At 71.0% G+C, this 21,698-nt stretch carries 20 protein-coding genes; 6 read left to right on the top strand and 14 right to left on the bottom strand.

Annotated features, from left to right (window positions below; genetic code table 11):
* Positions 1 to 147: 147 nt before the first annotated feature.
* The 10 genes from HII36_RS09330 to pgsA all read right to left on the bottom strand — a co-directional run bounded on the left by HII36_RS09330 (position 148) and on the right by pgsA (position 9,698).
* Positions 148 to 900 carry a YebC/PmpR family DNA-binding transcriptional regulator gene (locus HII36_RS09330; protein WP_173522688.1) on the bottom strand — a complete coding sequence of 251 codons (753 nt, stop codon included), beginning with the start codon at positions 898 to 900 and terminating at the stop codon, positions 148 to 150.
* Positions 900 to 1,490 carry a pyridoxal 5'-phosphate synthase glutaminase subunit PdxT gene (gene pdxT, locus HII36_RS09325; protein ID WP_173522687.1) on the bottom strand — a complete coding sequence of 197 codons (591 nt, stop codon included), beginning with the start codon at positions 1,488 to 1,490 and terminating at the stop codon, positions 900 to 902. Before pdxT ends, HII36_RS09330 begins: the two co-directional genes overlap by 1 nt.
* A gap of 62 nt (positions 1,491 to 1,552) precedes the next feature.
* Complete coding sequence (locus tag HII36_RS09320) at positions 1,553 to 2,422, bottom strand: endonuclease/exonuclease/phosphatase family protein (protein ID WP_173522686.1); 870 nt, start codon at positions 2,420 to 2,422, stop codon at positions 1,553 to 1,555.
* A 68-nt stretch (positions 2,423 to 2,490) separates the two neighbouring features.
* On the bottom strand, positions 2,491 to 4,197 hold the full coding sequence (locus tag HII36_RS09315; RefSeq protein WP_328807656.1) for an alkaline phosphatase D family protein: 1,707 nt from the start codon (positions 4,195 to 4,197) through the stop codon (positions 2,491 to 2,493).
* A gap of 206 nt (positions 4,198 to 4,403) precedes the next feature.
* Positions 4,404 to 5,333, bottom strand: coding sequence for a pyridoxal 5'-phosphate synthase lyase subunit PdxS (gene pdxS / locus HII36_RS09310; protein WP_456238012.1), 930 nt, complete (start codon positions 5,331 to 5,333; stop codon positions 4,404 to 4,406).
* A gap of 106 nt (positions 5,334 to 5,439) precedes the next feature.
* Positions 5,440 to 6,450 carry a DUF3048 domain-containing protein gene (locus HII36_RS09305; RefSeq protein WP_328807655.1) on the bottom strand — a complete coding sequence of 337 codons (1,011 nt, stop codon included), beginning with the start codon at positions 6,448 to 6,450 and terminating at the stop codon, positions 5,440 to 5,442.
* Between the two features lie 62 nt (positions 6,451 to 6,512).
* A complete protein-coding gene (locus HII36_RS09300; protein WP_173522683.1) occupies positions 6,513 to 7,055 on the bottom strand; it encodes a hypothetical protein in 543 nt (180 codons plus the stop codon).
* Positions 7,052 to 8,182: a glycosyltransferase family 4 protein gene (locus tag HII36_RS09295; protein ID WP_173522682.1), complete on the bottom strand. Its 1,131-nt coding sequence runs from the start codon at positions 8,180 to 8,182 to the stop codon at positions 7,052 to 7,054. Before HII36_RS09295 ends, HII36_RS09300 begins: the two co-directional genes overlap by 4 nt.
* A complete protein-coding gene (locus HII36_RS09290; protein WP_173522681.1) occupies positions 8,179 to 9,087 on the bottom strand; it encodes a phosphatidylinositol mannoside acyltransferase in 909 nt (302 codons plus the stop codon). The genes HII36_RS09295 and HII36_RS09290 overlap by 4 nt, the downstream gene beginning before the upstream one ends.
* Complete coding sequence (pgsA, locus tag HII36_RS09285) at positions 9,084 to 9,698, bottom strand: phosphatidylinositol phosphate synthase (protein ID WP_173522680.1); 615 nt, start codon at positions 9,696 to 9,698, stop codon at positions 9,084 to 9,086. Before pgsA ends, HII36_RS09290 begins: the two co-directional genes overlap by 4 nt.
* A 193-nt stretch (positions 9,699 to 9,891) precedes the next feature.
* Between pgsA and HII36_RS09280 the strand changes: the two genes are divergently transcribed.
* Positions 9,892 to 12,030, top strand: coding sequence for an elongation factor G-like protein EF-G2 (locus tag HII36_RS09280; protein ID WP_173522679.1), 2,139 nt, complete (start codon positions 9,892 to 9,894; stop codon positions 12,028 to 12,030).
* A gap of 129 nt (positions 12,031 to 12,159) precedes the next feature.
* Positions 12,160 to 13,740 carry a glycoside hydrolase family 10 protein gene (locus HII36_RS09275; protein ID WP_173522678.1) on the top strand — a complete coding sequence of 527 codons (1,581 nt, stop codon included), beginning with the start codon at positions 12,160 to 12,162 and terminating at the stop codon, positions 13,738 to 13,740.
* A gap of 46 nt (positions 13,741 to 13,786) precedes the next feature.
* Here HII36_RS09275 and HII36_RS09270 read toward each other — a convergent pair whose 3' ends face one another.
* Complete coding sequence (locus HII36_RS09270) at positions 13,787 to 15,103, bottom strand: aminotransferase-like domain-containing protein (protein ID WP_173522677.1); 1,317 nt, start codon at positions 15,101 to 15,103, stop codon at positions 13,787 to 13,789.
* Positions 15,104 to 15,173: 70 nt separating this feature from the next.
* Between HII36_RS09270 and HII36_RS09265 the strand changes: the two genes are divergently transcribed.
* Together HII36_RS09265 and HII36_RS09260 are read left to right on the top strand one after the other, a co-directional pair.
* Positions 15,174 to 16,088 carry a branched-chain amino acid transaminase gene (locus HII36_RS09265; protein WP_236003333.1) on the top strand — a complete coding sequence of 305 codons (915 nt, stop codon included), beginning with the start codon at positions 15,174 to 15,176 and terminating at the stop codon, positions 16,086 to 16,088.
* Between the two features lie 134 nt (positions 16,089 to 16,222).
* Entirely contained in the window at positions 16,223 to 18,304 is a 2,082-nt protein-coding gene (locus HII36_RS09260) for a hypothetical protein (protein ID WP_328807654.1), read from the top strand.
* On the opposite strand, the gene HII36_RS09255 is transcribed toward HII36_RS09260, so the two are convergent.
* The gene (locus HII36_RS09255) at positions 18,260 to 18,790 is read right to left on the bottom strand and encodes an HIT family protein (protein WP_328807653.1); all 531 of its coding nucleotides are present in this window, start codon (positions 18,788 to 18,790) and stop codon (positions 18,260 to 18,262) included. The two genes, HII36_RS09260 and HII36_RS09255, sit on opposite strands and share 45 nt — an antisense overlap.
* Positions 18,791 to 18,878: 88 nt before the next feature.
* On the opposite strand from HII36_RS09255, the gene HII36_RS09250 reads away from it, so the two are divergent.
* The gene (locus HII36_RS09250) at positions 18,879 to 19,397 is read left to right on the top strand and encodes an Asp23/Gls24 family envelope stress response protein (RefSeq protein ID WP_173522674.1); all 519 of its coding nucleotides are present in this window, start codon (positions 18,879 to 18,881) and stop codon (positions 19,395 to 19,397) included.
* On the opposite strand, the gene HII36_RS09245 is transcribed toward HII36_RS09250, so the two are convergent.
* Together HII36_RS09245 and HII36_RS09240 are read right to left on the bottom strand one after the other, a co-directional pair.
* Positions 19,394 to 19,822: a hypothetical protein gene (locus HII36_RS09245; RefSeq protein WP_173522673.1), complete on the bottom strand. Its 429-nt coding sequence runs from the start codon at positions 19,820 to 19,822 to the stop codon at positions 19,394 to 19,396. The genes HII36_RS09250 and HII36_RS09245 overlap by 4 nt on opposite strands.
* A 104-nt stretch (positions 19,823 to 19,926) precedes the next feature.
* Positions 19,927 to 20,946 carry an RNA polymerase subunit sigma-70 gene (locus tag HII36_RS09240; protein ID WP_328807652.1) on the bottom strand — a complete coding sequence of 340 codons (1,020 nt, stop codon included), beginning with the start codon at positions 20,944 to 20,946 and terminating at the stop codon, positions 19,927 to 19,929.
* Positions 20,947 to 20,970: 24 nt separating this feature from the next.
* Here HII36_RS09240 and HII36_RS09235 point away from each other — a divergent pair, with 24 nt between their 5' ends.
* The gene (locus HII36_RS09235) at positions 20,971 to 21,690 is read left to right on the top strand and encodes a PIG-L deacetylase family protein (protein WP_173522672.1); all 720 of its coding nucleotides are present in this window, start codon (positions 20,971 to 20,973) and stop codon (positions 21,688 to 21,690) included.
* Positions 21,691 to 21,698: the final 8 nt, after the last annotated feature.

The raw sequence follows: 21,698 nt of genomic DNA, 5'->3' as shown, positions 1-21,698 counted from the left end.
CGCACCCACGCCACCCGGCCACCGAGATGCGGCACCGCCCCCGGAAGTCCGGCGAACTCCCCGGGCGATACCACCACAGACCGGCCGGAACGCCGCACTCAACAGCGCCGCAGAGAGACGCGAAGAGCCGCGGAGCGGCGTGATCCGTCAGGCGTCGAGCGCGGCGAGCACGTCGTCCGAGACGTCGAAGTTGGCGAAGACGTTCTGCACGTCGTCGCTGTCCTCCAGCGCGTCGATGAGGCGGAACACCTTCTTGGCGCCCTCCTCGTCGAGCGGCACGCTCATCGTGGGCAGGAAGCTGGACTCGGCCGAGTCGTAGTCGATGCCCGCTTCCTGCAGCGCCTTGCGCACCGGCACCAGGTCGCCGGCCTCGGAGACCACCTCGAACGACTCACCGAGGTCGTTGACCTCCTCGGCGCCCGCGTCGAGGACCGCCATGAGCACGGTGTCCTCGTCGAGGTCGTTCTTGGGCACGATCACGACGCCCTTGCGGTTGAACATGTACGACACCGAGCCGGGGTCGGCCAGCGAGCCGCCGTTGCGGGTCAGCGCGACGCGGACCTCGGAGGCGGCGCGGTTGCGGTTGTCGGTCAGACACTCGATGAGCACCGCGACGCCGCCGGGCGCGTAGCCCTCGTACATGATCGTCTGCCAGTCGGCGCCGCCGGCCTCCAGGCCGCCGCCGCGCTTGCGCGCCCGCTCGATGTTGTCGTTGGGCACGGAGTTCTTCTTGGCCTTGAAGATGGCGTCGAAGAGTGTGGGGTTGGCATCCGGGTCAGGGCCACCGGTCCGGGCCGCCACTTCGATGTTCTTGATGAGCTTGGCGAACAGCTTGCCGCGCTTGGCGTCGAGCGCGGCCTTCTTGTGCTTCGTCGTCGCCCATTTGGAGTGGCCGGACATTACCTAGAGCTCCCTCGCGAGTTGACCATGGAAACGAAGTAACGGTGCACGCGCGTGTCCCCGGTCAGCTCGGGGTGGAACGACGTCGCGAGCAGCGGCCCTTGGCGGACCGCGACGATCCTATCCCCAGGCTCGGCCCTGCCCAGCACTTCCACGTCGGCGCCGACGGATTCGACCCAGGGGGCGCGGATGAACACGGCGTGCACGCGTTCGCCCGCGAAGTCCAGATCCGACTCGAACGAGTCGACCTGGCGGCCGAAGGCGTTCCGCCTGACCACCATGTCGATGCCGCCGATCGTCTGCTGGCCCTCGATGCCGTCCTGGATCCGGTCGGACAGCATGATCATGCCGGCGCAGGAGCCGTAGGCGGGCATGCCCTCCTTGATGCGCAGGCGCAGCGGTTCGAGCATGTCGAAGGTCTCGGCGAGCTTCCACATCGTGGTCGACTCACCGCCGGGGATGACGAGCCCGTCGACCGCCTCCAGCTCGGCGGGCCTGCGCACGGCTACGGCCGACGCGCCTGCCTCCTGAAGCATGCGCGCATGCTCGCGCACGTCTCCCTGGAGAGCGAGAACACCGATCGTGGGCACGTTGATCCTTCCGTCCGGGTCAGGTTTCCGACAATTCAACACCAGGATGGCCCGGCATCTTCCTACAGGGCCACCTTCATGAAGAGCGGTTTGTGGTCGGAGACGGTGAGTGCCTTGTCCACGCGGCATCCGGTCACGGTGCCCTTGGGCGCGAACAGGTAGTCGAGTTTCTTGCGGCCGTTGGCGCCGGTGTGGGTCCAGCGTCCGGTGCGCCTCGGGCCGCGCTGGTCGCATTCCTGGTAGGCGCGGTAGGCGGGCACGACGGCCCGGCGGCCGGCCGCGCCGCCGTCGCCGCTGTCGGGCGGGGCCACGTTGAGATCGCCGCCGACGATCGTGCGGTGCCCGGGTTTCGCGGCCGCCGCCAGGAGCTGACGGATCTGCCTGGTCCGGTACGGCGCCCCCGGCTGGTGATCGTCGTAGCCGGACCCCGACGACAGGTGGGTGCCGCAGGCGTGCACCTTCTTGGCCGGGATCGTGGCGCACAGGGCCGCCCTGGTGACGTACCAGCGGGGCGCGGCCAGCGGGTGCGTCTGGAAAGTCACCCCGTCGCCGGCCACCGCGAGCGTGACGCTCTGCGCGCCGCGCGAGCGGCCGAGCCGGTCCGGGTGGCAGGCGTACGGCTTGCCGTCGGCGCCGCCCAGGCCCCAGGCCCGGACGGTCCACGGCCGCCCGGTGCGCGCTTCGAGACCGGCTTCGAGCTGCGCGGACACCCCGGTGCAGAACTCCTGCAGGAAGATCACGTCCGGCTTGATCGACCCTGACGCGGCCAGCTCGGCGATCGTCCCGGCCAGCTCCACGCCGCCGGCCCGGTAGATCGGGCACAGGGAGTTGGTGCCCGTGCAGACGTTCCACGTCAGGACGGACAGCGGGGTGCGTGCCACGGGCGTCGAACCGGTCAGGACCGCCATCGCCAGCAGGACATGTCCCATCATGAACGGCTATACAACCACAAGCCCCGCCCGCGAGCGGGCAGGGCTTGTGACCGGACGTACGCCGTGGATCAGGGACGCTCGGTCTCCAGGCGGACCGTCTCCTCGATCGTCATGGTCTCCTGGCTGCGCATGGCCGGGTCGAGCGGGCGCAGGTAGGTCTGCTGCACGCCGGGCACCCGGTCCTCGATCACGAACGTGGCCCGGGTGTGCACCGCCGCGCCGGGCTCCTGCACCCGGGGCACCACCTTGAAGTCCGCGGTGAGCTGGGCCCGCTCGATCTTGGTGAGCACGTAGCCGCGCTGGTTGTTGTAGAACTTCAGATGCGGGTTGATCTTGAGGAACGGGTGCTGGGCCGGGTCGGAGTCACGGCCGTCGCCGCCGGTCGAGATCGACGTCGCGACCAGCTCGGAGCCGACCGTCGGGCCGGTCGGGTCGTCGTAGTCGAGCTTGAGATCGCTCGCCCAGTGGGCGTGCACGTCGCCGGTGAGCACCACGGGGTTGCGCACCCGGGCGTCGAGCCAGCCCTGGGTGATGCGGCGGCGGGAGGCGACGTAGCCGTCCCAGGCGTCCTGGCTGGTCACCTTGGCCGGGCCGGCGTTGTTGTCGCGCTGGGCGAAGAAGACCTGCTGGCCCAGGATGTCCCACTGGGCGCGCGAGTGGCGGAAGCCGTCGAGCAGCCAGGCCTCCTGCTCGGCGCCGGTGATGGACCTGGCCGGGTCGACCGAGGCCGGGCAGTCGCGGTAGCCGTCGCCGCAGCCCTGGTCGTCGCGGTACTGGCGGGTGTCGAGCATGTGGAAGGTGGCCATCCTGCCCCAGCGCACCCGCCGGTAGAGCTGCATGTCCACGCCGCGCGGGATCGAGGAGCGGCGCAGCGGCATGTTCTCGTAGTAGGCGCGGAAGGCCGCCTCCCTGCGGGCCAGGAAGTTCGGCTGCGGGATCTCGGGCTTCTCCGGGATCTCGTCGGCCCAGTTGTTGTCCAGCTCATGGTCGTCCCAGACGACCAGCCAGGGCGCGGCGGCGTGCGCGGCCTGCAGATCCGGGTCGGCCTTGTACTGGGCGTGACGCTGGCGGTAGTTGGCCAGGGTCTCGGTCTCCGGGCCCTCGTGGTGCCGGATGTTGCCGCCGGGGATGGTGTAGGTGTTCTTGGTGTATTCGTACTGGTAGTCGCCCAGGTGCAGGATGACGTCCGGGCTCTCCTCGGCCAGCCGGCGGTACGAGGTGAAGAAGCCGTGCTCGTACTGGGCGCAGGAGACGAACGCCATCGACAGCGCGCCGCCGTACGACAGCGGGTGCGGGGCGGTGCGCGCGCGGCCGACCGGCGAGACGTAGGGGCCGACGCGGAAGCGGTACCAGTACTCGCGGTCCGAGGCCAGGCCCTCGACCTCGACGTGCACGCTGTGGCCCCACTCGGGCGCGGCCACGGCGACGCCGGCGCGCACGACGCGGCGGCACCGCTCGTCCGCGTAGACCTGCCAGAGCACCGGGAACGGGCGGCGCGGCATGCCGCCGAGCCCGTCCTCGGCCATGGGTTGCTGGGCCAGCCTGGTCCAGAGCACGAATCCGCCGTGGTCGGGGTCGCCCGAGGCGACGCCCAGCGTGAACGGGTCGGTCCTGAGGCCGCGCGAGGCCTGGCTCTGCGCGCTCTCCGCGGCCGGGTCTGCGACGAGGCCCGGGTCGGCGTCCGGGTCGGCCTGGGCGGCGGTGGCGGGGATGGCCGCGGCGGCGCCTGCCGCTAACCCGGTGACGAGGAAGTGTCGGCGGTTGAGGTTCGGCACGGGTGCTCCCTGGGACGATCTTGGGTGAGGGACGCCCGTAGCCTGACTCAATTTCATGACATTTCGGTGAACGGCGTGCCAAACGAAAAAGGCGACATCCTTCAGGGATGTCGCCTCTTCGTGAGAATTCCGTCATCGCGTCCGGATGGAGCGCCCCCGTCCACCGTGCCATCCGGCGGGCGGGATCACCCGGAGCGACACGGCCGCTACCAGCCGCGCTCTGCCAGACGGTGCGGCTGCGGGATCTCGTCGACGTTGATGCCGACCATGGCCTCGCCCAGGCCGCGCGAGACCTTGGCGATGACGTCGGGGTCGTCGTAGAACGTGGTGGCCTTGACGATGGCGGCCGCGCGCTTGGCCGGGTCGCCCGACTTGAAGATGCCGGAGCCGACGAACACGCCCTCGGCGCCGAGCTGCATCATCATCGCGGCGTCGGCCGGGGTGGCGATGCCGCCCGCGGTGAACAGCACGACGGGCAGCTTGCCGGTCTTGGCGACCTCGACGACCAACTCGTACGGGGCCTGCAGCTCCTTGGCGGCCACGTACAGCTCGTCCTCGGGCAGCGAGGTGAGGCGCTTGATCTCGGCGCGGATGGTGCGCATGTGGGTGACGGCGTTGGAGACGTCGCCGGTGCCGGCCTCACCCTTGGAGCGGATCATGGCCGCGCCCTCGGTGATGCGGCGCAGGGCCTCGCCCAGGTTGGTCGCGCCACAGACGAAGGGCACGGTGAACTGCCACTTGTCGATGTGGTTGGCGTAGTCGGCCGGGGTGAGGACCTCGGACTCGTCGACGTAGTCGACGCCGAGCGCCTGCAGGACCCTGGCCTCGACGAAGTGGCCGATGCGGGCCTTGGCCATGACCGGGATCGAGACGGCGGCGATGATGCCGTCGATCATGTCCGGGTCGCTCATCCGGGAGACGCCGCCCTGGGCGCGGATGTCGGCGGGGACCCGCTCGAGTGCCATGACGGCCACGGCGCCGGCGTCCTCAGCGATCTTCGCCTGCTCGGGGGTGACGACGTCCATGATGACGCCGCCCTTGAGCATCTCGGCCATACCACGCTTGACGCGGGCGGTTCCGGTAACGGGGGTGGTTTCGGGCGTGCTGGACAACGGGTCTACCTCACGGGCTCTCAAGGCGAACGGTAAGTTATCAAGCCCATCGTAGGTCCTTAGCGGCCCCTACCCCGACTTGCCACCATGTCAGGATTTGTCGCCCAGGTTGTACACCTCGGCGTGTGCGTCACGGGATGACGGGCTTGCGGCTGGCGAGCGCCACCCACACCTGACCAGGTGCGAAGTTCATCGGCTCGCCGCTCTCCGTGGTGAACGTCGTGCCGCCCTCTTCCGATTCCCGCTCCCAGTTCGCCTTGAAGGCTTTACCGTCGCGCAGCACGATCGCCTTGCCCTTGCCGGTGGTGTGCACGAGCGGGGTGTAGCTGTCGTTCTTGTCGTGGAACTGCGAGCGCTCAGTCTTGGTGTACTGCACCACGATCGTCGGCGCGGACAGCTGGCCGCCCTCGGCCGCCATGTCCCGCTTGCCGTCCTGCCAGATCAGCCATTCCTTCTTGGTCGCCGACCAGCCGAAGACGAACGTGGCCGCCGGCCACTTGACCGTGTACGTCTTCCGCGGCACGCCGCCCTCAGGCGCCTCGCCGAAGGTGAAGCCGATGTCCTTGGCCTTGCTCGCCTTGGGCGCCTTGGCCAGCAGGCCCTTGGTGTTGGCGAACAGGTTGTACGGCGCGTAGCGGCCCGGCTGCCTGAAGTAGGCGGCCGGGTTGCGGCTGTCGCCCACGTCGAACAGCGACGCCTCGGCGATCAGCGGCAACATCTTGGTCTGCGCGCCGGAGTAGGAGAACGCGGGCTTGCCGAACTGCGGCGCGATGTGCAGGTCGGAAATGCGGGCGCTGCGGACCGGGCCCACCTTGGCCGGGAGCTTGGAGGAGAAGATGGCCATGAGCCGGGTCAGCCCGGCCTCCACCTGCTCGATGTACACGATGTCGGCGCTCTTGAGCCCGAGCTGCGGCTTGCCCGCCGCGGTGTTCTCGATCTTCACCGCGAGCACCGGCTTGAGCTGCTGGTACGGCTTGCCGGTGAACGGGTGCAGCTTCTCCACGGGCGCCTCGACGGTCGCGGACGGGCTGGCCGCCGCGGGAGCCTGGCCGGGCGCGGGCTCGTCCGACGAGCAGGCCGCCACGGGCAGCAGCACCGCCGCTCCGGCCAGCGTCACGGTGATCATCCGGGGTAGCCGCACCTGCACACTCCTCGCTTCAGCCCGAAAAACGGGATGAAGCTTACTGGCTTCCCCAAATTAGGTCATTCAGTTGCCATGGTTGCCGGCGGATTGTCATCGATCTCGAAGAATCGCGGAAACTCCGTGTGCCCTGCCAGCCGGAGCGTCCTGGCCAGCCAGCGGCGCTGCGCGGCCCGCGTGACGGAGACGGCGTTGTTGTGGAAGCGGCGCGAGTAGACGACCTTGGCCACGGCCGTGTCGAGCTCCTCCAGCAGATCTTCCCCGCCGGGCGCCTCGGCCAGCTTCTCCCTGAAACGTTCCTGGTCGACCGCCGCGCGCAGGGCCCGCGACAGGTCGCTCTCGGCGTGCTCGCGCTCCTCGGGCCCGGCGATCCTGGCCTCGTGCGCGGCGGCGGCCAGCACCAGGGACGTGGCCGGGTCGAGCAGCCGTGAGCCGGCCAGCTCCAGCACCACCGCGCGGCGGCGCATGAGTGCCGCGTCGAGCGATTCCCTGGCCAGTTCGAGCCTGATGTGCAGGCGGTCGAGCCGGCCCGCGCGCCAGGAGATGTAGACGGCCGTGAGCACCACGACGATGCCCACGATCAGCACGATCATGGTCGAGGTCACAGGTCTTCCTCCACCCGCCCGGCGCCCGTGGCGGTCACCGTCTCGTACACCCGCACCACGTCGCGGGCCACCGTCGACCAGTCGTACTTCCTGACCGCCACCAGCGCCTCGGCGGCCAGCTTGGCCCGCCGCTCCGGCGCGTCGAGGAGCGCGGCGGCCTCGCGCGCCAGCGAGCCGGGGTCGCCGTTGGCGAACAGCGCGCCGGCCTGGCCGTCGCCCAGCACCTTGCGGAAGGCCGGGATGTCGCTGGCCAGCACGGTCGCGCCGGAGGCCATCGCCTCGGCCAGCACGATGCCGAAGCTCTCGCCGCGGGTGTTGGGCGCGCAGAACACGTCGACCGAGTGATAGGCGCGGATCTTGTCGGCCTCGCTGACCATGCCGAGCACGGTCACCCGGTCGCGGAACGGCTTGGGCACCATGTCGTAGACGTCTTTCGCGTCGCCGGGCCCGGCCAGCAGCAGCTTCAGCTCCGGGCGCGCGGCGGCCAGGGTGGCGAACGCCTCGAGCAGGATCGGCAGGCCCTTGCGCTCCTCGTCCATGCGGCCGAGGAAGCCGATGGTGGCGCCGTCGGGGCCCCAGCCGTCGAGCGGCTCGGCCTCGGTGTAGCGGCTGACCGTGACGCCGTTCGGGATCAGCACGGTGTCGCCGCCGAACTGCTCGACCAGGCTCTTGCGCGCGGCGTCGGAGACGGCGATGCGCCCGCTGAGCTTCTCCAGCGCGCTGCGCAGCAGCGGCTCGGCCACCGCGATCGCGCGCGAGCGGGAGAAGGAGGCGTGGAAGGTGGCCACGATCGGGCCCTTGGCGGCCCAGCAGGCCAGCACGCCCAGGCTCGGGATCAGCGGCTCGTGGATGTGCAGCACGTCGAACTCGCCGGTGCGCACCCAGCGCCGCACCCGGGCGGCCGACAGGAAGCCGAACGACATCCTGGCCACCGACCCGTTGTACGGCACGGGCACGGCACGCCCCGCCCCGGTCACGTACGGCGGCAGCTCGTCGTCGTCGGCCGCCGGCGCGATCACGGAGACCTCGTGCCCCTGCGCCATCAGCGCCTGGGCCAGGTCGTCGATGTGTTGTTTGACCCCGCCCGGCATGTCCCACGAGTAGGGGCAGACGATGCCGACCTTCATCGCGGCAGATCCTCCAGCCACAACCGCTGCAGCATGTGCCAGTCCTCCGGATGCTCGGAAATGCCCTTCTCGAACACGTCGGTGAGCCCCTGGGCCACGGCCGCGACCTTCTCCTGCCTGGTGCCCTCGGCGGGGACGGGGATCTCCGGGTGGATGTGGATGCCCCAGTCGTCGCCCTCGAAGTAGAGGATCGCCGGCAGCAGGGCGGCGCCGGTCTGCACGGCCAGCAGCGGCGGCCCGGCGGGCACCTTGGTGGTGGCGCCGAAGAAGCGCACCTCGATCCCGCCCTTGGTCAGGTCGCGCTCGGCGGGCAGGCACACCACGCCGCCCTTGCGCACGCGGGTGGCCAGCGTGCCGAAGTTGTGGCCGTCGCCGCCGGTCAGCGGCAGCACCTCCATGCCCAGCCCCTCGCGGAAGGCCACGTAGCGGCGGAACAGCGACTCGGGCTTGAGCCGCTCGGCCACGGTGGTGAACGGGTGGCCGACGCCGACCAGCCAGGCGCCCGCCTGGTCCCAGTTGCCCATGTGCGGCAGCGCCAGCACCACGCCGCGCCCGGCCGCCACGTTCTCGTGCACGTGCTCGACGCCGATCACGTGGCTGCGCGCGACGATCTCCTCGGTCCGCATGGACGGCAGCCGGAAGACCTCGTGGAAGTAGCGGAAGTACGAGCGCATGCCGGCCCGGCTCAGCTCGCGCATCTCCCGGCCGTCGGGGTCGAGCCCGGTCACCCGCGACAGGTTCGACTCCAGGCGGCGCACCGACTTGCCGCGCCTGCGCCAGACCCGGTCGGCCAGCAGCCGGAACACCGCCGCCGTCGGCCGCTCGGGCAGCAGCGGCACCAGCTTCCAGCCGGCCGCGAAGCCCGCCGCGACCACCCGGTCGCCGAAGGAGGCCTGCTCGCTCATCGATCCCCCGTCCGCTGAGTCGTCTGGCGGTGGACGTGCACCACCCGCTGCACCACCGTGATCACGCTGGCCACGGCCAGCACCCACATGCCCAGGGCCAGGACGTAGGGGACGCCGAGCCCGGCGAAGAAGGCCGCCACCAGGGCCACCACCAGCCGCTCCGGCCGCTCGGCGAGGCCGACGTCGCAGGTGAGGCCGAGCCCTTCGGCCCTGGCCTTGGCGTAGGACACCAGCGCGCCGGAGATGAGGCAGACCAGTGTCACCGCCACCATCAGCGTGTCGGATCTCGAGACGAAGTAGAGGATCAGCCCGGCGAAGATGGCGGCGTCGGCCACCCGGTCGAGCGTCGAGTCGAGAAACGCGCCCCAGGTGGTGCCCCCCTTTCCGCCGAGCCTGGCGACCACGCCGTCGAGCAGGTCGAACAGCACGAAGACCGTGATCGCGAGAGTGCCCCATGACAGATGACCCATGGGGAACAGGAGCAGGGCGGAGATGACGCTGCCGAGGGTGCCGACCGCCGTGACGGCGTTCGGGCCGATCCCGCGGCTGACGAGGGCCCTGCCCAACGGGGTGAGTATCCGGGTCATCGCCGGGCGCAGGAGTTTGAGCATCGCGGTCTCGATCGTAGGCCATCACGAGGCCCGGCACTTTCTTTGCCTCACCCCCCTTGTGATATTCGCCACAGGGGTATTTGGTGAACACACCGCGTCCATGCGGTTTCCGTACTCCTTCCGCGCGGGCGCGGCGTCGGAAATCCGACCCAAGCCGCCTCATAAGTGAGGCCACGAACACGCGGGAGGCGATGTGGCGGAAAGAAACTCCGGGGGACCAGCGGGAGCCGCGGGCAGGGCACCCACGGCCGACAGCGCGGACGCGATTCGCAATGTCGTGCTGGTCGGCCATTCTGGCGCGGGCAAGACGACGCTCGTGGAACAACTCCTGGCCGCGACGGGCACCATTCAGCGGGCCGGCCGTGTCGAAGACGGCAACACGGTCAGCGACTTCGACGAGGTCGAGGTACGCCAGCAGCGTTCGGTGAACCTGTCGCTGGCGCCGCTGGTGCACAACGGCATCAAGATCAACCTCCTGGACACGCCCGGCTACGCCGACTTCACCGGCGATCTGCGCGCCGGGCTGCGCGCCGCCGACGCCGCCCTGTTCGTGGTGTCGGCCTCGGAGGGCATCGACGGGCTGACCCAGATGTTGTGGGAGGAGTGCTCCCAGGTCGGCATGCCCAGGGCGGTGGTGATCACCAAGATCGACCACCAGCGCGGCGACTTCGACGAGGTGCTCGCGACCTGCCAGGACGTCTTCGGCGACGGCGTCGCCCCGCTCTACCTGCCGGTCATCACCAACGGCCACGTCAACGGCCTGATCGGGCTGCTGACCCAGAAGTTCTACAACTACGCGACGGGCACCCGCACCGAGAAGGAGCCCGGCGCCGAGTACGAGGCGCAGATCGACGAGCATCGCGGCGTGCTCCTGGAGGGCATCATCCAGGAGAGCGAGGACGAATCGCTCATGGAGCGCTACCTCGAAGGCGAGCCGATCGACACCAAGGTGCTCATCGAGGACCTGGAGAAGGCCGTCGCGCGCGGCAGCTTCTACCCGGTGCTGTGCAGCGGCATCGGCGTGGGCGCCGTGGAGATCCTGGAGCTGATCACCCAGGGCTTCCCCGCGCCGCTCGAACATCCCATGCCCGAGATCACCGACCTGTCGGGCAAGCCGGTCCAGGGCGTCACCTGCGACGCCGACGGGCCGCTCGTGGCCGAGGTGGTCAAGACCACCAGCGACCCGTACGTGGGCCGCATCAGCCTCGTCCGCGTGTTCTCCGGCACGCTGCGCCCCGACATGACCGTGCACGTCTCCGGCCACGGCCTGGCCGAGCGCGGGCACGAGGACCACGACGTGGACGAGCGCATCGGCACCCTGACCTGCCCGCTGGGCAAGCAGCAGCGCGGCGCGGCCAAGGGCGTGGCGGGAGACATCGTGGCCGTGGCCAAGCTGTCGCGGGCCGAGACCGGTGACACCCTGTCGGACGTCGAGCGTCCGCTGCTGATGACGTCGTGGGAGATGCCCGACCCGCTGCTGCCGGTGGCGATCAGGGCCAAGTCGAAGGCGGACGAGGACAAACTGTCGCAGGCGCTGGGCCGCCTCGTGGCCGAGGACCCGACCCTGCGGCTGGAGAACAACGCCGAGACCAGGCAACTGGTGTTGTGGTGCATGGGCGAGGCGCACACCGACGTCCTGCTCGACCGGCTGGCCAAACGGCACGGCGTGGAGGTCGAACGGATCGAGCTGCGGGTGCCGCTGCGCGAGACGTTCGGTGGAAAGTGCCAGGCGATGGGCCGCAACGTCAAGCAGACCGGCGGCCACGGCCAGTACGCGATCTGCCACCTCGAGGTCGAGCCCCTGCCGTCCGGCGGGGGTTTCGAGTTCGTGGACAAGATCGTGGGCGGGGTGGTGCCGCGGCAGTTCATCCCGTCGGTGGAGAAGGGCGTGCGCGCCCAGATGGAGCGGGGCGTGGTGGCCGGCTACCCGATGGTGGACGTGCGCGTCACGCTGTACGACGGCAAGGCGCACTCGGTGGACTCCTCCGACATGGCCTTCCAGATCGCCGGGCAGCTGGCGTTGAAGGAGGCCGCGAGCAAGGTGCCGACCCTGCTGCTCGAACCGGTGGACGAGCTCTCGGTGCTGGTGGCCGACGACTACGTGGGCTCGGTGATGTCCGATCTGTCGTCGCGGCGCGGGCGCGTGCTCGGCACCGAGCCCGTCGGCACCGGCCGCACGCTGGTCAAGGCCGAGGTGCCCCAGCTGGAGATCACCCGCTACGCGATCGACCTGCGGTCGATGTCGCACGGCACCGGGGCGTTCCAGCGGACGTTCCTGCGCTACGAGCCGTTGCCGACGCATCTGGCCGACAAGGTGACGGCCGCCGAGTGAGCGATGGTGGTGCCGGGAGTGAGGATGTCACTCCCGGCTCAGCCATACCAATCAGTCACAGAAGTATCACGGACTGATTTCTTTCTTTGGTAACGAGCACGTCAAGCCCGGTGACAGACTGGGTGCATTATGCGAACTGGACGCCCACTCCTCGCCGCAGGCACCCTCGCGGTCGTCACCCTCGGCGCCGCCTACGCCTTCGGCCCTGGGTCCGGGGACACCCCCGCGGCATCAGCGAGCAAGAAGGACCCGACCACCAGCACCCTGTCAGGCAAAGCAGCGGCAGGCTCCTGCACGGCCGACGCCCGCTACCCCAAGCGGCAGTTGCGCGGAGTCTGGATCGCCACCGTCAAGAACATCGACTGGCCCTCGCGCACCGGCCTGTCGGTCAAGCGGCAGCAGGCCGAATACGTCAAGCTGCTCGACACCGCGGCCCGGCGCGGGCTCAACGCGGTGTTCGTCCAGGTGCGTCCCGCCTCCGACGCGCTGTACAAGTCGTCGCTCGAACCCTGGTCGCAGTACCTGACCGGCACCGCGGGCAAGGACCCCGGCTGGGACCCGCTGCCGTTCCTCGTCGAGGAGGCGCACAAGCGCAACCTGGAGTTCCACGCCTGGTTCAACCCCTACCGCGCCGCCTACGACGCGAAGGTCGACAAGCTCCCCGCCAGTCACCCGGCCCGCCGCAACCCCGGCTGGACGGTCAAGTACGGCGACCGGCTCTACTACAACCCGGGCCTGCCCGAGGTCCGCGACCACGTCACCACGGTCATCAAGGACGTGGTCAAGCGCTACGACGTCGACGGCGTGCACTTCGACGACTACTTCTACCCCTACCCGGGCGGCGGCGGCACGTTCGACGACCGGGCCGCGTTCAAGAAGTACGGCAAGGGCGCGAAGCTGGCCGACTGGCGGCGGGCCAACGTGAACAAGCTGGTGGCGCAGGTCGACGAGGCCGTCCACGCGACCAAGAACCACGTCAAGTTCGGCATCAGCCCGTTCGGCATCTGGCGCAACAAGTCGAACGACCCGTCCGGCTCGGCGACCAACGGCATGTCGGCCTACGACTCGATCTACGCCGACGCGAAGGCGTGGATCAAGTCGGGCACGGTCGACTACGTGATGCCGCAGCTCTACTGGCCGCGCGGGTTCAAGGCGGCCGACTACCGGGCGCTCGTGCCGTGGTGGTCGAACGCGGTCAAGGGCACCGGCGTCGACCTGTACATCGGGCAGGCCCTCTACCGGGTCGGCGCCAAGGACGACAAGGCCTGGACCAAGCCGGGCGAGCTGCCCGCCCATCTGACGCTGAACCGGCGCTACCCGCAGGTCGACGGCGACGTCTACTTCAGTGCCAAGCAGCTGCTCACCAACCCGCTGGGCGCCATGGACCGGATCGTCAAGGAGCACTACAGCCGGCCCGCGCTGCTCCCGCTGATCAAGGAGCGCGGCGGCGCGGCCCCGGCCAAGCCGGCCGGGGCGAAGGCGGCGGGTTCCACCGTGTCGTGGACGCCGAGCGCCGGCGCCCGTTCCTACGCCGTCTACCAGGTGCCGAAGAACGGCCGGGACTGCCGCGACACCGACGCGCGCAACCTGGTGGCCGTGGTCTCCGGCACGTCGTTCACCGCGAAGTCGCCCGGGACGTACCTGATCACCGCGCTCGACCGGCTGCACCACGAGAGCAAGCCGGCCAAGGTCAAGGTCGACCCGGTCTGATCGGCGGCGCCGTCCCCATTTCACAGCCGCTGGGGACGGCGCCTGCTCATCGGCGTGATTCCCACGCCGCGGCCAGGCCGGTGACGGCCTGGTCGAGCAGGTCGGGCGGCAGCGCGAAGCTGAGCCTGAGCCTGTCGCGGTGGCGGCCGTCCGGGGAGAACAGCGATCCCGGGGCCACGGCGACGCCGTGTTCCCTGGCCGTGGCCGCGAACCTGTCGGTGTCGACGCCGGGCAGGCGGGCCCACAGCGACAGGCCGCCCGCGGGGCGCGTCCACGTCCAGTCGGGCAGGCGGGCGGCCAGCGCGGCCGTGAAGTGGTCGCGGCGGCGGCCCAGCTCGGCCCGCCACGGGCCCGCCGGGTTGAGCGCGAGCAGGTCGGTGGCCAGCCGCTGGGAGACCGCGCTGGTGGCCAGGTCGCTGTCCAGCTTGGCCTCCACGAGCCTGGCCAGCAGCGGCTCCGGCGCCTCGATCCAGCCCACGCGCAGCCCGCCCCACAGCAGCTTCGACAGCGAGCCGACGGTGATCGTGCCGTGCGGGTGCAGCGCCGCCAGCGGCTCGGGCGCGGGCGCGCCGTCGTGCACGAGCGCGGCCAGCGTGCGGTCCTCGATCAGCGTGACGTCCGCCGCCCGGGCCTGTTCGGCCACGTGCCGCAGGTCGGGCACGGCGCCGGTGGGGTTCTCGACGCTGACGACGTAGACGGCGGCCGGGCGCAGCCGGTCGATCGACTCGGCGAGCGCGCCCGGCGAGGTCAGGTCCACCGCCGCGACGTGCGCCCCGGCCCGCTTGAAGACGCCCAGCGCGCCCGCGTACGTGGGGTCGCCGACCAGCACCCGGTCGCCTGGGCGCAGCAGGACCCTGGCGGCCAGGTCGATGCCCTGCTGGGCGCCGCCGGTGATCAGCACGTCCGTGCCGGTCTCGGGCCGGAGCGCGGCACGCAGGCGCGGGTCGCCCAGGGCGTCGTAGCCGTGGCCGCTGGGCGAGCGCAGCAGGTCGGCCGGGTCGATCGCGGGCAGCGCCAGGTGGGACGGGTCGGGCACGACCGAGGTGGACAGGTCCGCGAGCAGGGCGCCCCCGGCCCGCAGCAGCCCGGTGAACGTGGGCGCGCCGACCAGGTAGGTGCCGCTGCCGTGCCGGCGCTCGCACAGCCCTTCCTCGCACAGCGCGTTGAACGCGGCGGCGACGGTGCCGCGGCTGAGCCCGACCGCCTGGGCCAGGTCGCGCTCGGACGGCAGGCGGTCGCCCGGGGTCAGCGCGCCGGTCTGCGCCAGGTCGGCGAGCGCGCCGGCGAGCCTGCGGCTCGGGGTGCCCTGATGCAGGCGCAGCCGGTCTCTGACCAGGGTGACAAGGTTCTCTTCCCTTCCCATGCCACCATTATCCAGTTATTGTGCCACTCATTCGCCAATTGGCTCAGATATTGGCGTACTTTATGGCCACTTGGAGGCTGGAGTGAACGAGGCGGGCAGCATCTGGCTGGACGGCGCGCTGGTGCCCTGGGGCGAGGCCAAGGTGCACGTCCTGTCGCACGGGCTGCACTACGGCACCGGCGTGCTGGAGGGCACCCGGGCCTACGCGACGCCGTCGGGGCCCGCGGTGTTCCGGCTGGATGACCACCTGGAGCGGCTGGAGCGCAGCGCCGCGATACTCGGCTGGCGGCTGCCGTACACGCTGGACGAGCTGCGCGCCGCCACCCTGGAGACGGTCGCCGCCAACGGGCACGCGGCCTGCTACATCAGGCACCTGGTGCACCGGGGCTACGGCGAGATGGGCATCGCGGCGCGCGACTGCCCGCTGGTCGTCTCGATCGCGACCTGGGAGTGGGCGCCGCTGCTCGACGACGGCGTGCGCCTGATGACCAGCTCCTGGCGGCGCAACGACCACACCGTGGTGCCCACCGCCGCCAAGGCCACCGGCCCCTACCTGAACTCGGTGCTGGCCAAGTCCGAGGCGCTGGACGCCGGCTACGACGAGGCGGTGCTGCTAAACGCCGCCGGGTACGTCGCCGAGTGCACCGGGGCCAACCTGTTCGTGGTGCGTGACGGGCGGCTGCTCACGCCGCCGTCCAGCGCGGGCGCGCTGGAGGGGATCACCCAGCACACCGTCGAGCGGCTGGCCGCCGACCTGGGCGTGCCGTCCGCGCGGCAGGACCTGCTGCGCTCCGACCTGTACACCGCCGAGGAGGTGTTCGTGTGCGGGACGGGCGCCGAGATCGCCCACGTGCGCTCGGTGGACGGCCGCGAGCTCGGCGGCCCCGGCCCGGTCACCGGCAAGCTCAAGGACGCCTACGCCGCCGCCGTGCACGGCGGGGACACCCGCTACCTGCCCTGGCTCACCCCCGTCCGGGTACGGTGAAGCGAGGGACGGCGGCCGCGCAGGGTCAAGGATCCGGCCGCCGAGCCCCCCGGGACCGCGGACAACGCTCCCGACCCGTCGCCGTCGTGAGAGAGTAGTCCGCCACGGCAATCGTCGATCGGGGAGGTCGAAGGGTGAGGCGCGCGCTGATCGTGCTGACTGTGCTGCTCAGCCAGCTGCTGCTCAGTCAGATACCGCTCGCGGGGACCGCGCGGGCCGACGAGCGCGGCGCGGCCAGGATCGCGCTGATCGGCGTGTCCGGCCTGCACTGGCAGGACGTCACCCAGGCCGACGCCCCCAACCTGTACGAGCTGACCCGCGCGTCCGCCATCGGCTCGCTGTCGGTGCGCACGGTCGGCAACGTGACCTGCCCCTACGACGGCTGGCTGACCGTGTCGGCCGGGGTCAGGTCGGCGGCCGGCTACCGGTGCGGCGCGGCGCCGACGCCCGAGCAGCAAGGCGCGGGCGCGGTCATCCCCGACTACCGCTACCTCATCGACCAGGCCAGGCAGCGCAACTCGGGCACGCTGGGCGAGGCGCTGAAGTCGGCCGGCCAGTGCTCGATCGCCATCGGCCCGGGGGCCGCGCTCGGCCTGGCCGACCGCCAGGGCGCGGTGGCCCGCTACCACGCCTCGCCGCTGCAGGTGAAGACCGCCGACCTGCAGCAGTGCCGGCTGATCGCGATGGACGTGGACGACCTCGTCCGCCCCTACCTGGCCGCCACCGGCAAGCTGCCGCGCGACGAGGAGCCGCTGACGGCCGCCGAGCGGCGCGAGGCGCTGCGCCAGGCCGACGCCAGGGCCGGCGCGCTGCTGTCGATCCTGCCCGCCGACACCACGGTGATCCTGGCCGGGCTCTCCGACCACGACACGGTCCCGCACCTGCGGGTGGCGGCGCTGCGCGAGCCCGGCGTGCAGGGCAGGCTGCTGGGCGCGGCCTCGACCAGGCGCGAGGACATCTCGATCATCCCCGACCTGACCGCCACCGTGCTCACCGAGCTCGGCGTGCCGGTGCCGGTCAACGTCGTCGGCGTGCCGCTGCAGGTGGGCGCGGCCGGCGCGACGCCGGACCGGATGTTGCGCGCCGACGCCGCCGCGCAGACGATCCGCGAGCTCAAGGGCTACTACTTCTGGTCGATCGCGGTGCTGCAGGTGCTGTTCTACCTGGTGGCGTTCCTGCTGCTGCGCCGGCGGGCCGGCCTGGGCTGGCTGCGGCCGGCCGCGGTCGTGCTGTCGGCCATCCCCGCCGCGAACTTCCTGGTCAACCTGCTGCCCTGGTCGAGCAAGGCCGGGCTGATCGCCGGGATGCTGGGCTGGGTGGCGGCCATCGCGGCGCTGGCGTTCGCCGGGCCGTGGCGGCGCCGGCCGCTCGGCCCGCTGGCCGTGGTCACCGGCGTGACCGCGCTGACCGTCGCGGGCGACCTGCTGACCGGCACGCCGCTGCAGCTCAACAGCTTCATGGGCTACACGGCCGAGAACGGCGCCCGCTACTACGGGCTGGGCAACATCCCGTTCGCGCTGCTGGCCACCGGCACGCTCATCGCCACCACGGTCATCGCGCACCGCTACGGCAAGAAGATCGGCGTGGCCGCGATCGTGATGCTGGGCGCGTTCGCCATGGTGCTCGGCGGCTCCGGGCTGGGCAGCGACTTCGGCGGCGTGATCGCGTTCGTGCCGGGCATCGCGGTGACCGCGCTGCTGGTGGCGGGCAAGCGGGTGTCGATCGTCAAGCTCGGCCTGTTCTGCGTGGCCGGCGCGCTGGCGGTGACGGTGTTCGCGGTGCTCAACTACCTCAAGCCGGCCAACGAGCAGAGCCACCTGGGCAGGTTCGTCGGGCAGGTGCTGTCGGGCGAGGCGTTCGAGGTGATCCTGCGCAAGCTGGAGGCCATGCTGGCCACGCTGCTCAACCCGAACCTGATGCCCATCGTGATCGTCGCGATCGCGTTCCTCGTCTACGCCATCCTGCGGCCGGAGCAGGCGTCGGCGGGCGTGGTGCCCGCCGCGTTCGAGCACTCCCCCGCGCTCAAGGCCGGCTTCATCGGGACGATGGTCAGCGGCGTGGTCGGCATGCTGGTCAACGACTCGGGCGCGGCCATCCTGTCGATGGCCCTGGCCCTGGCCGTCCCCCTCCTCCTGGCCACCGGCATCGCGGCCTTGCCCAAAAGAAACCACTCAGTCCCAGGCGTCGGCGAGGAGTTGACGGGTGTCGTGAAGTAGCTGCGGCAGCACCTTGGTCTGGGCGACGACCGGCATGAAGTTCGTGTCGCCGCCCCACCGGGGCACCACGTGCTGGTGCAGGTGCGCGGCGATGCCCGCGCCCGCGACGTGGCCCAGGTTCATGCCGACGTTGAAGCCCTGCGCGCCGCTGGCCTTGCGCAGGGCGCGCAGCGAGCGCTGGGTGAACTCGCCCAGCTCGACCAGCTCGGCCGGCTCCAGCTCGGCGTAGTCGGACACGTGCCGGTAGGGCACCACCATCAGGTGCCCGGAGTTGTACGGGTAGAGGTTGAGCACCGCGTACACGACCTCGCCCCTGGCGACGATCAGCCCGTCCTCATCGCTCATCTTGGGTATCGCGTCGAACGGGCATCCGTCGTCGGGGCCGGTGCCCGTCGGCTTGTTCTCGCCCTTGATGTAGGCCATGCGATGCGGGGTCCACAGACGCTGGAAGTTGTCGGGCGCCCCGGCCCCTGCCTGATCGTGCATATCTAGCAGCATAGGGCGTCGCCTGTGCGGACAAACGGGGTGTACTTCCGGCACAATCCCGAACACGTGGATTTCCCAGGAGGCAACGATGACCGACGCCCTTGCCGCACAGCCCGGCACCGCCGAGGCCCCCGTCCCCTCGCCCGCCGGGGTCTCGCTCGCCGACCAGCCGAGGTCCGGGGCCGGGCCGGCCGTGAAGGGCCGGATCAAGGTGGCCGACGAGGTGGTGGAGAAGGTGGCCGCGCTGGCCGCGGTGGAGGTGACCGGCGTCGCGGACATGGGCGGCGACCTGGCCAGGGCCTTCGAGTCCATGCGCGACCGCATCGGCATCGGCTCGCGCCGGGCGGGTCAGGGCGTCAGCGCCCAGATCCAGGACGGCCAGGTGGCGGTGAGCCTGACCATCGTGGTGGAGTACGGCTACGTCGTCATGGACGTCGCCACCGAGGTCAAGGAGAACGTGGCGATGACCGTCGGCCACATGCTGGGCATGGAGGTCACGGAGGTGAACGTGACGGTGGACGACGTCCGTCTCCCCGGCGAGGGCCGGCTGGCCGGCAACCTCGCCGACGAGGAGACGGACTTCCCCAATCCGCCGGGGATGCCCTAACCGATCCTGGTCATCGACGAGTCGTAGCCGCCGCCACCGGGGTACACCCAGCCGCCGGTGACGGTGTCGCCGCTCTCGTCGAAGGTGCCCTGGTAGTAGGCGGGCGAGCCCTTCTCGCCGCCCCAGATGGTCAGGGTGTCGCCGTCCAGCTCGTAGACGTAGGCGAAGGTGCAGCCGTCGGCGCCGTAGTAGGTGGACCAGATGTCCTCGCTGGGCCGCTCGTCGCCGAATCCGCGCTTCCTGCCGATGACCTCCAGGCCCTTGATCTGCTGGCCGTCCTGGATCATGTCGACGTCCTGGAGGAGGAAGAAGCCGCCCTCCATCCAGCGGTAGGTGACGGTGCCTTCGGTGCCGCCGCTCACCTTCCAGGTGCCGACCAGGCGGTCGAGGGCCTTGAGCTGGAGGTCGTTCTGCTGCTGCGTCATGGTCGTTCATCCCTTCCGAAGTGGTGTACGCCCGTATGACGGCGGCCCGGCGGAAAAGGAATCGGTCCGCGGCGAAAATTCTTCCGCGCCCGGGTCCGGGCAGGTCAGAGGCGCTCCGGCAGGCCGAAGGCGGCGTGCAGCCCGGGGCCGAACGTGGTGATCTCCACGATCTCGCCGTCCTCGACGACCAGCACGTCGATGTTGACCGCGGTGTAGTGCTCCTCGCCCGGGCGCCGGACGTAGTTGGCCACCGCGGGCTGCCGGTTGGCGATCGTGGCCAGCGCCTTCCACTCGCCCCAGGCCTCCGGTCCGGCCATGACCGGGCGCCACAGGTCGAGGATGGCGGCGCGGCCGTCGTACACGAGGGAGGCGGGCGGCATGGTCTGGCGGGCGTCGGCGCGCAACATCGCGGTCAGCGCGCCCAGGTCGCCCGCCACGGACGCCTCCATGTAGCGGCGCAGCACGCCCAGCTCCTCCTCGCTGGGCCGGGTGGCCGGACCCCACTCCGAGCGCCGCTCGGGCAGGTGCTCGCGCAGCGTGGCGCGGGCCCGCTGCAGCGCGCTCTTGACCGCCGCCACCGACAGCTCCAGCGCCTGCGCGGTCTCCTCGGCCGGCCAGCCCACCACGTCGCGCAGGATGAGCACCGCGCGCTGGCGCGGCGGCAGGTGCTGGATGGCCGCCAGGTAGGCCAGCTCGATGGTCTCCCTGGCCACCGCGAGCACGTCGGGGGCGGCCTGGTCGAGCAGCTGGTCGGGGTACGGCTGCAGCCACGGCACCTCGGCGAACGGCGAGGCGGACGGCGAGGCCGGATCGGCGTCCATGCTCACCGTGATCTCCCTGGACCTGGCCGGGCCTGACAGCCAGTCGAGGCACGCGTTGGTGGCGATCTTGTACAGCCAGGCGCGGAACGTGGCCCGGCCCTCGAAGGTCTCCCTGCGCCGCCAGGCGCGCAACATCGTCTCCTGCACCAGGTCCTCGGCGTCGGTGAACGAGCCGAGCATCCGGTAGCAGTGCACGTGCAGCTCGCGCCGGTGTTCCTCGGCGAGCTCGGCGAACCTGGCCTGGTCGCCCGACTGGATGGCCGACACCACCGACATGCGTTCCTCCCTGCTGACCCCGTCCACGGGACCCAGACTAGGGTGAGAATCATGGCGGAACAGCTCAAACCCATGCCAGCCGATTGGCAGCGCGCCCTGGCCGTCGTGGCCCACCCGGACGACCTGGAGTACGGCTGCGCCTCGGCGGTGGCCGTCTGGACGGACGCGGGACGCGAGGTGTCGTACCTGCTGGCCACCCGGGGCGAGGCGGGCATCGACACTCTCCCGCCGGCCGAGGCCGGGCCGCTGCGTGAGCGCGAGCAGCGGGCGAGCGCGTCCGTGGTGGGCGTGTCGAACGTGGAGTTCCTCGCGTACTCCGACGGCGTGATCGAGTATTCGCTCGCCCTGCGCAGGGACATCGCCGCCGCGATCAGGCGGTACCGGCCCGAGCTGGTGATCACGCTGAACCCCGAGGACACCTGGGGCGGGCTCTACTGGAACACCCCCGACCACAAGGCGGTCGGCCGGGCCGTGCTGGACGCCGCGGGCGACGCGGGCAACCGCTGGATCTTCCCCGACACCGAGGCCGAGCCGTGGACCGGCGTGCGCTGGGTGGCCGTGGCCGGCTCCGACGCCCCCACCCACGCCGTGGACGTCACCGGCGGCCTGGAGCGGGGCGTGCGCTCGCTGCTGGAGCACCGGGCCTATCTCGAGGCGCTCGGCCAGGACCCTGAGCCCTACGCCACGTCACTGGTCGAGGGCTCGGCCAAGGACACGGCCGAACGCTTCGGCGGGCTGCCCGCCGTCAGCTTCCGGCTCTACGACTACTGACCGGCATC

It is taken from the genome of Nonomuraea antri (assembly GCF_013283785.1).
Taxonomy (GTDB): Bacteria; Actinomycetota; Actinomycetes; order Streptosporangiales; family Streptosporangiaceae; genus Nonomuraea; species Nonomuraea antri.
The sequence above is the reverse complement of the archived record's forward strand: the minus strand, read 5'-3'. Positions and strand labels throughout refer to the sequence as shown.

Bases quoted from the DNA above. Each gene is read 5' to 3' on its own strand.
- HII36_RS09330 (WP_173522688.1), bottom strand. From the start codon at position 900: ATGTCCGGCCACTCCAAATGGGCGACGACGAAGCACAAGAAGGCCGCG.
- HII36_RS09320 (WP_173522686.1), bottom strand. From the start codon at position 2,422: ATGATGGGACATGTCCTGCTGGCGATGGCGGTCCTGACCGGTTCGACG.
- HII36_RS09295 (WP_173522682.1), bottom strand. From the start codon at position 8,182: ATGAAGGTCGGCATCGTCTGCCCCTACTCGTGGGACATGCCGGGCGGG.
- HII36_RS09290 (WP_173522681.1), bottom strand. From the start codon at position 9,087: ATGAGCGAGCAGGCCTCCTTCGGCGACCGGGTGGTCGCGGCGGGCTTC.
- pgsA (WP_173522680.1), bottom strand. From the start codon at position 9,698: ATGCTCAAACTCCTGCGCCCGGCGATGACCCGGATACTCACCCCGTTG.
- HII36_RS09275 (WP_173522678.1), top strand. From the start codon at position 12,160: ATGCGAACTGGACGCCCACTCCTCGCCGCAGGCACCCTCGCGGTCGTC.
- HII36_RS09270 (WP_173522677.1), bottom strand. From the start codon at position 15,103: ATGGGAAGGGAAGAGAACCTTGTCACCCTGGTCAGAGACCGGCTGCGC.
- HII36_RS09255 (WP_328807653.1), bottom strand. From the start codon at position 18,790: ATGCACGATCAGGCAGGGGCCGGGGCGCCCGACAACTTCCAGCGTCTG.
- HII36_RS09250 (WP_173522674.1), top strand. From the start codon at position 18,879: ATGACCGACGCCCTTGCCGCACAGCCCGGCACCGCCGAGGCCCCCGTC.
- HII36_RS09245 (WP_173522673.1), bottom strand. From the start codon at position 19,822: ATGACGCAGCAGCAGAACGACCTCCAGCTCAAGGCCCTCGACCGCCTG.
- HII36_RS09235 (WP_173522672.1), top strand. From the start codon at position 20,971: ATGGCGGAACAGCTCAAACCCATGCCAGCCGATTGGCAGCGCGCCCTG.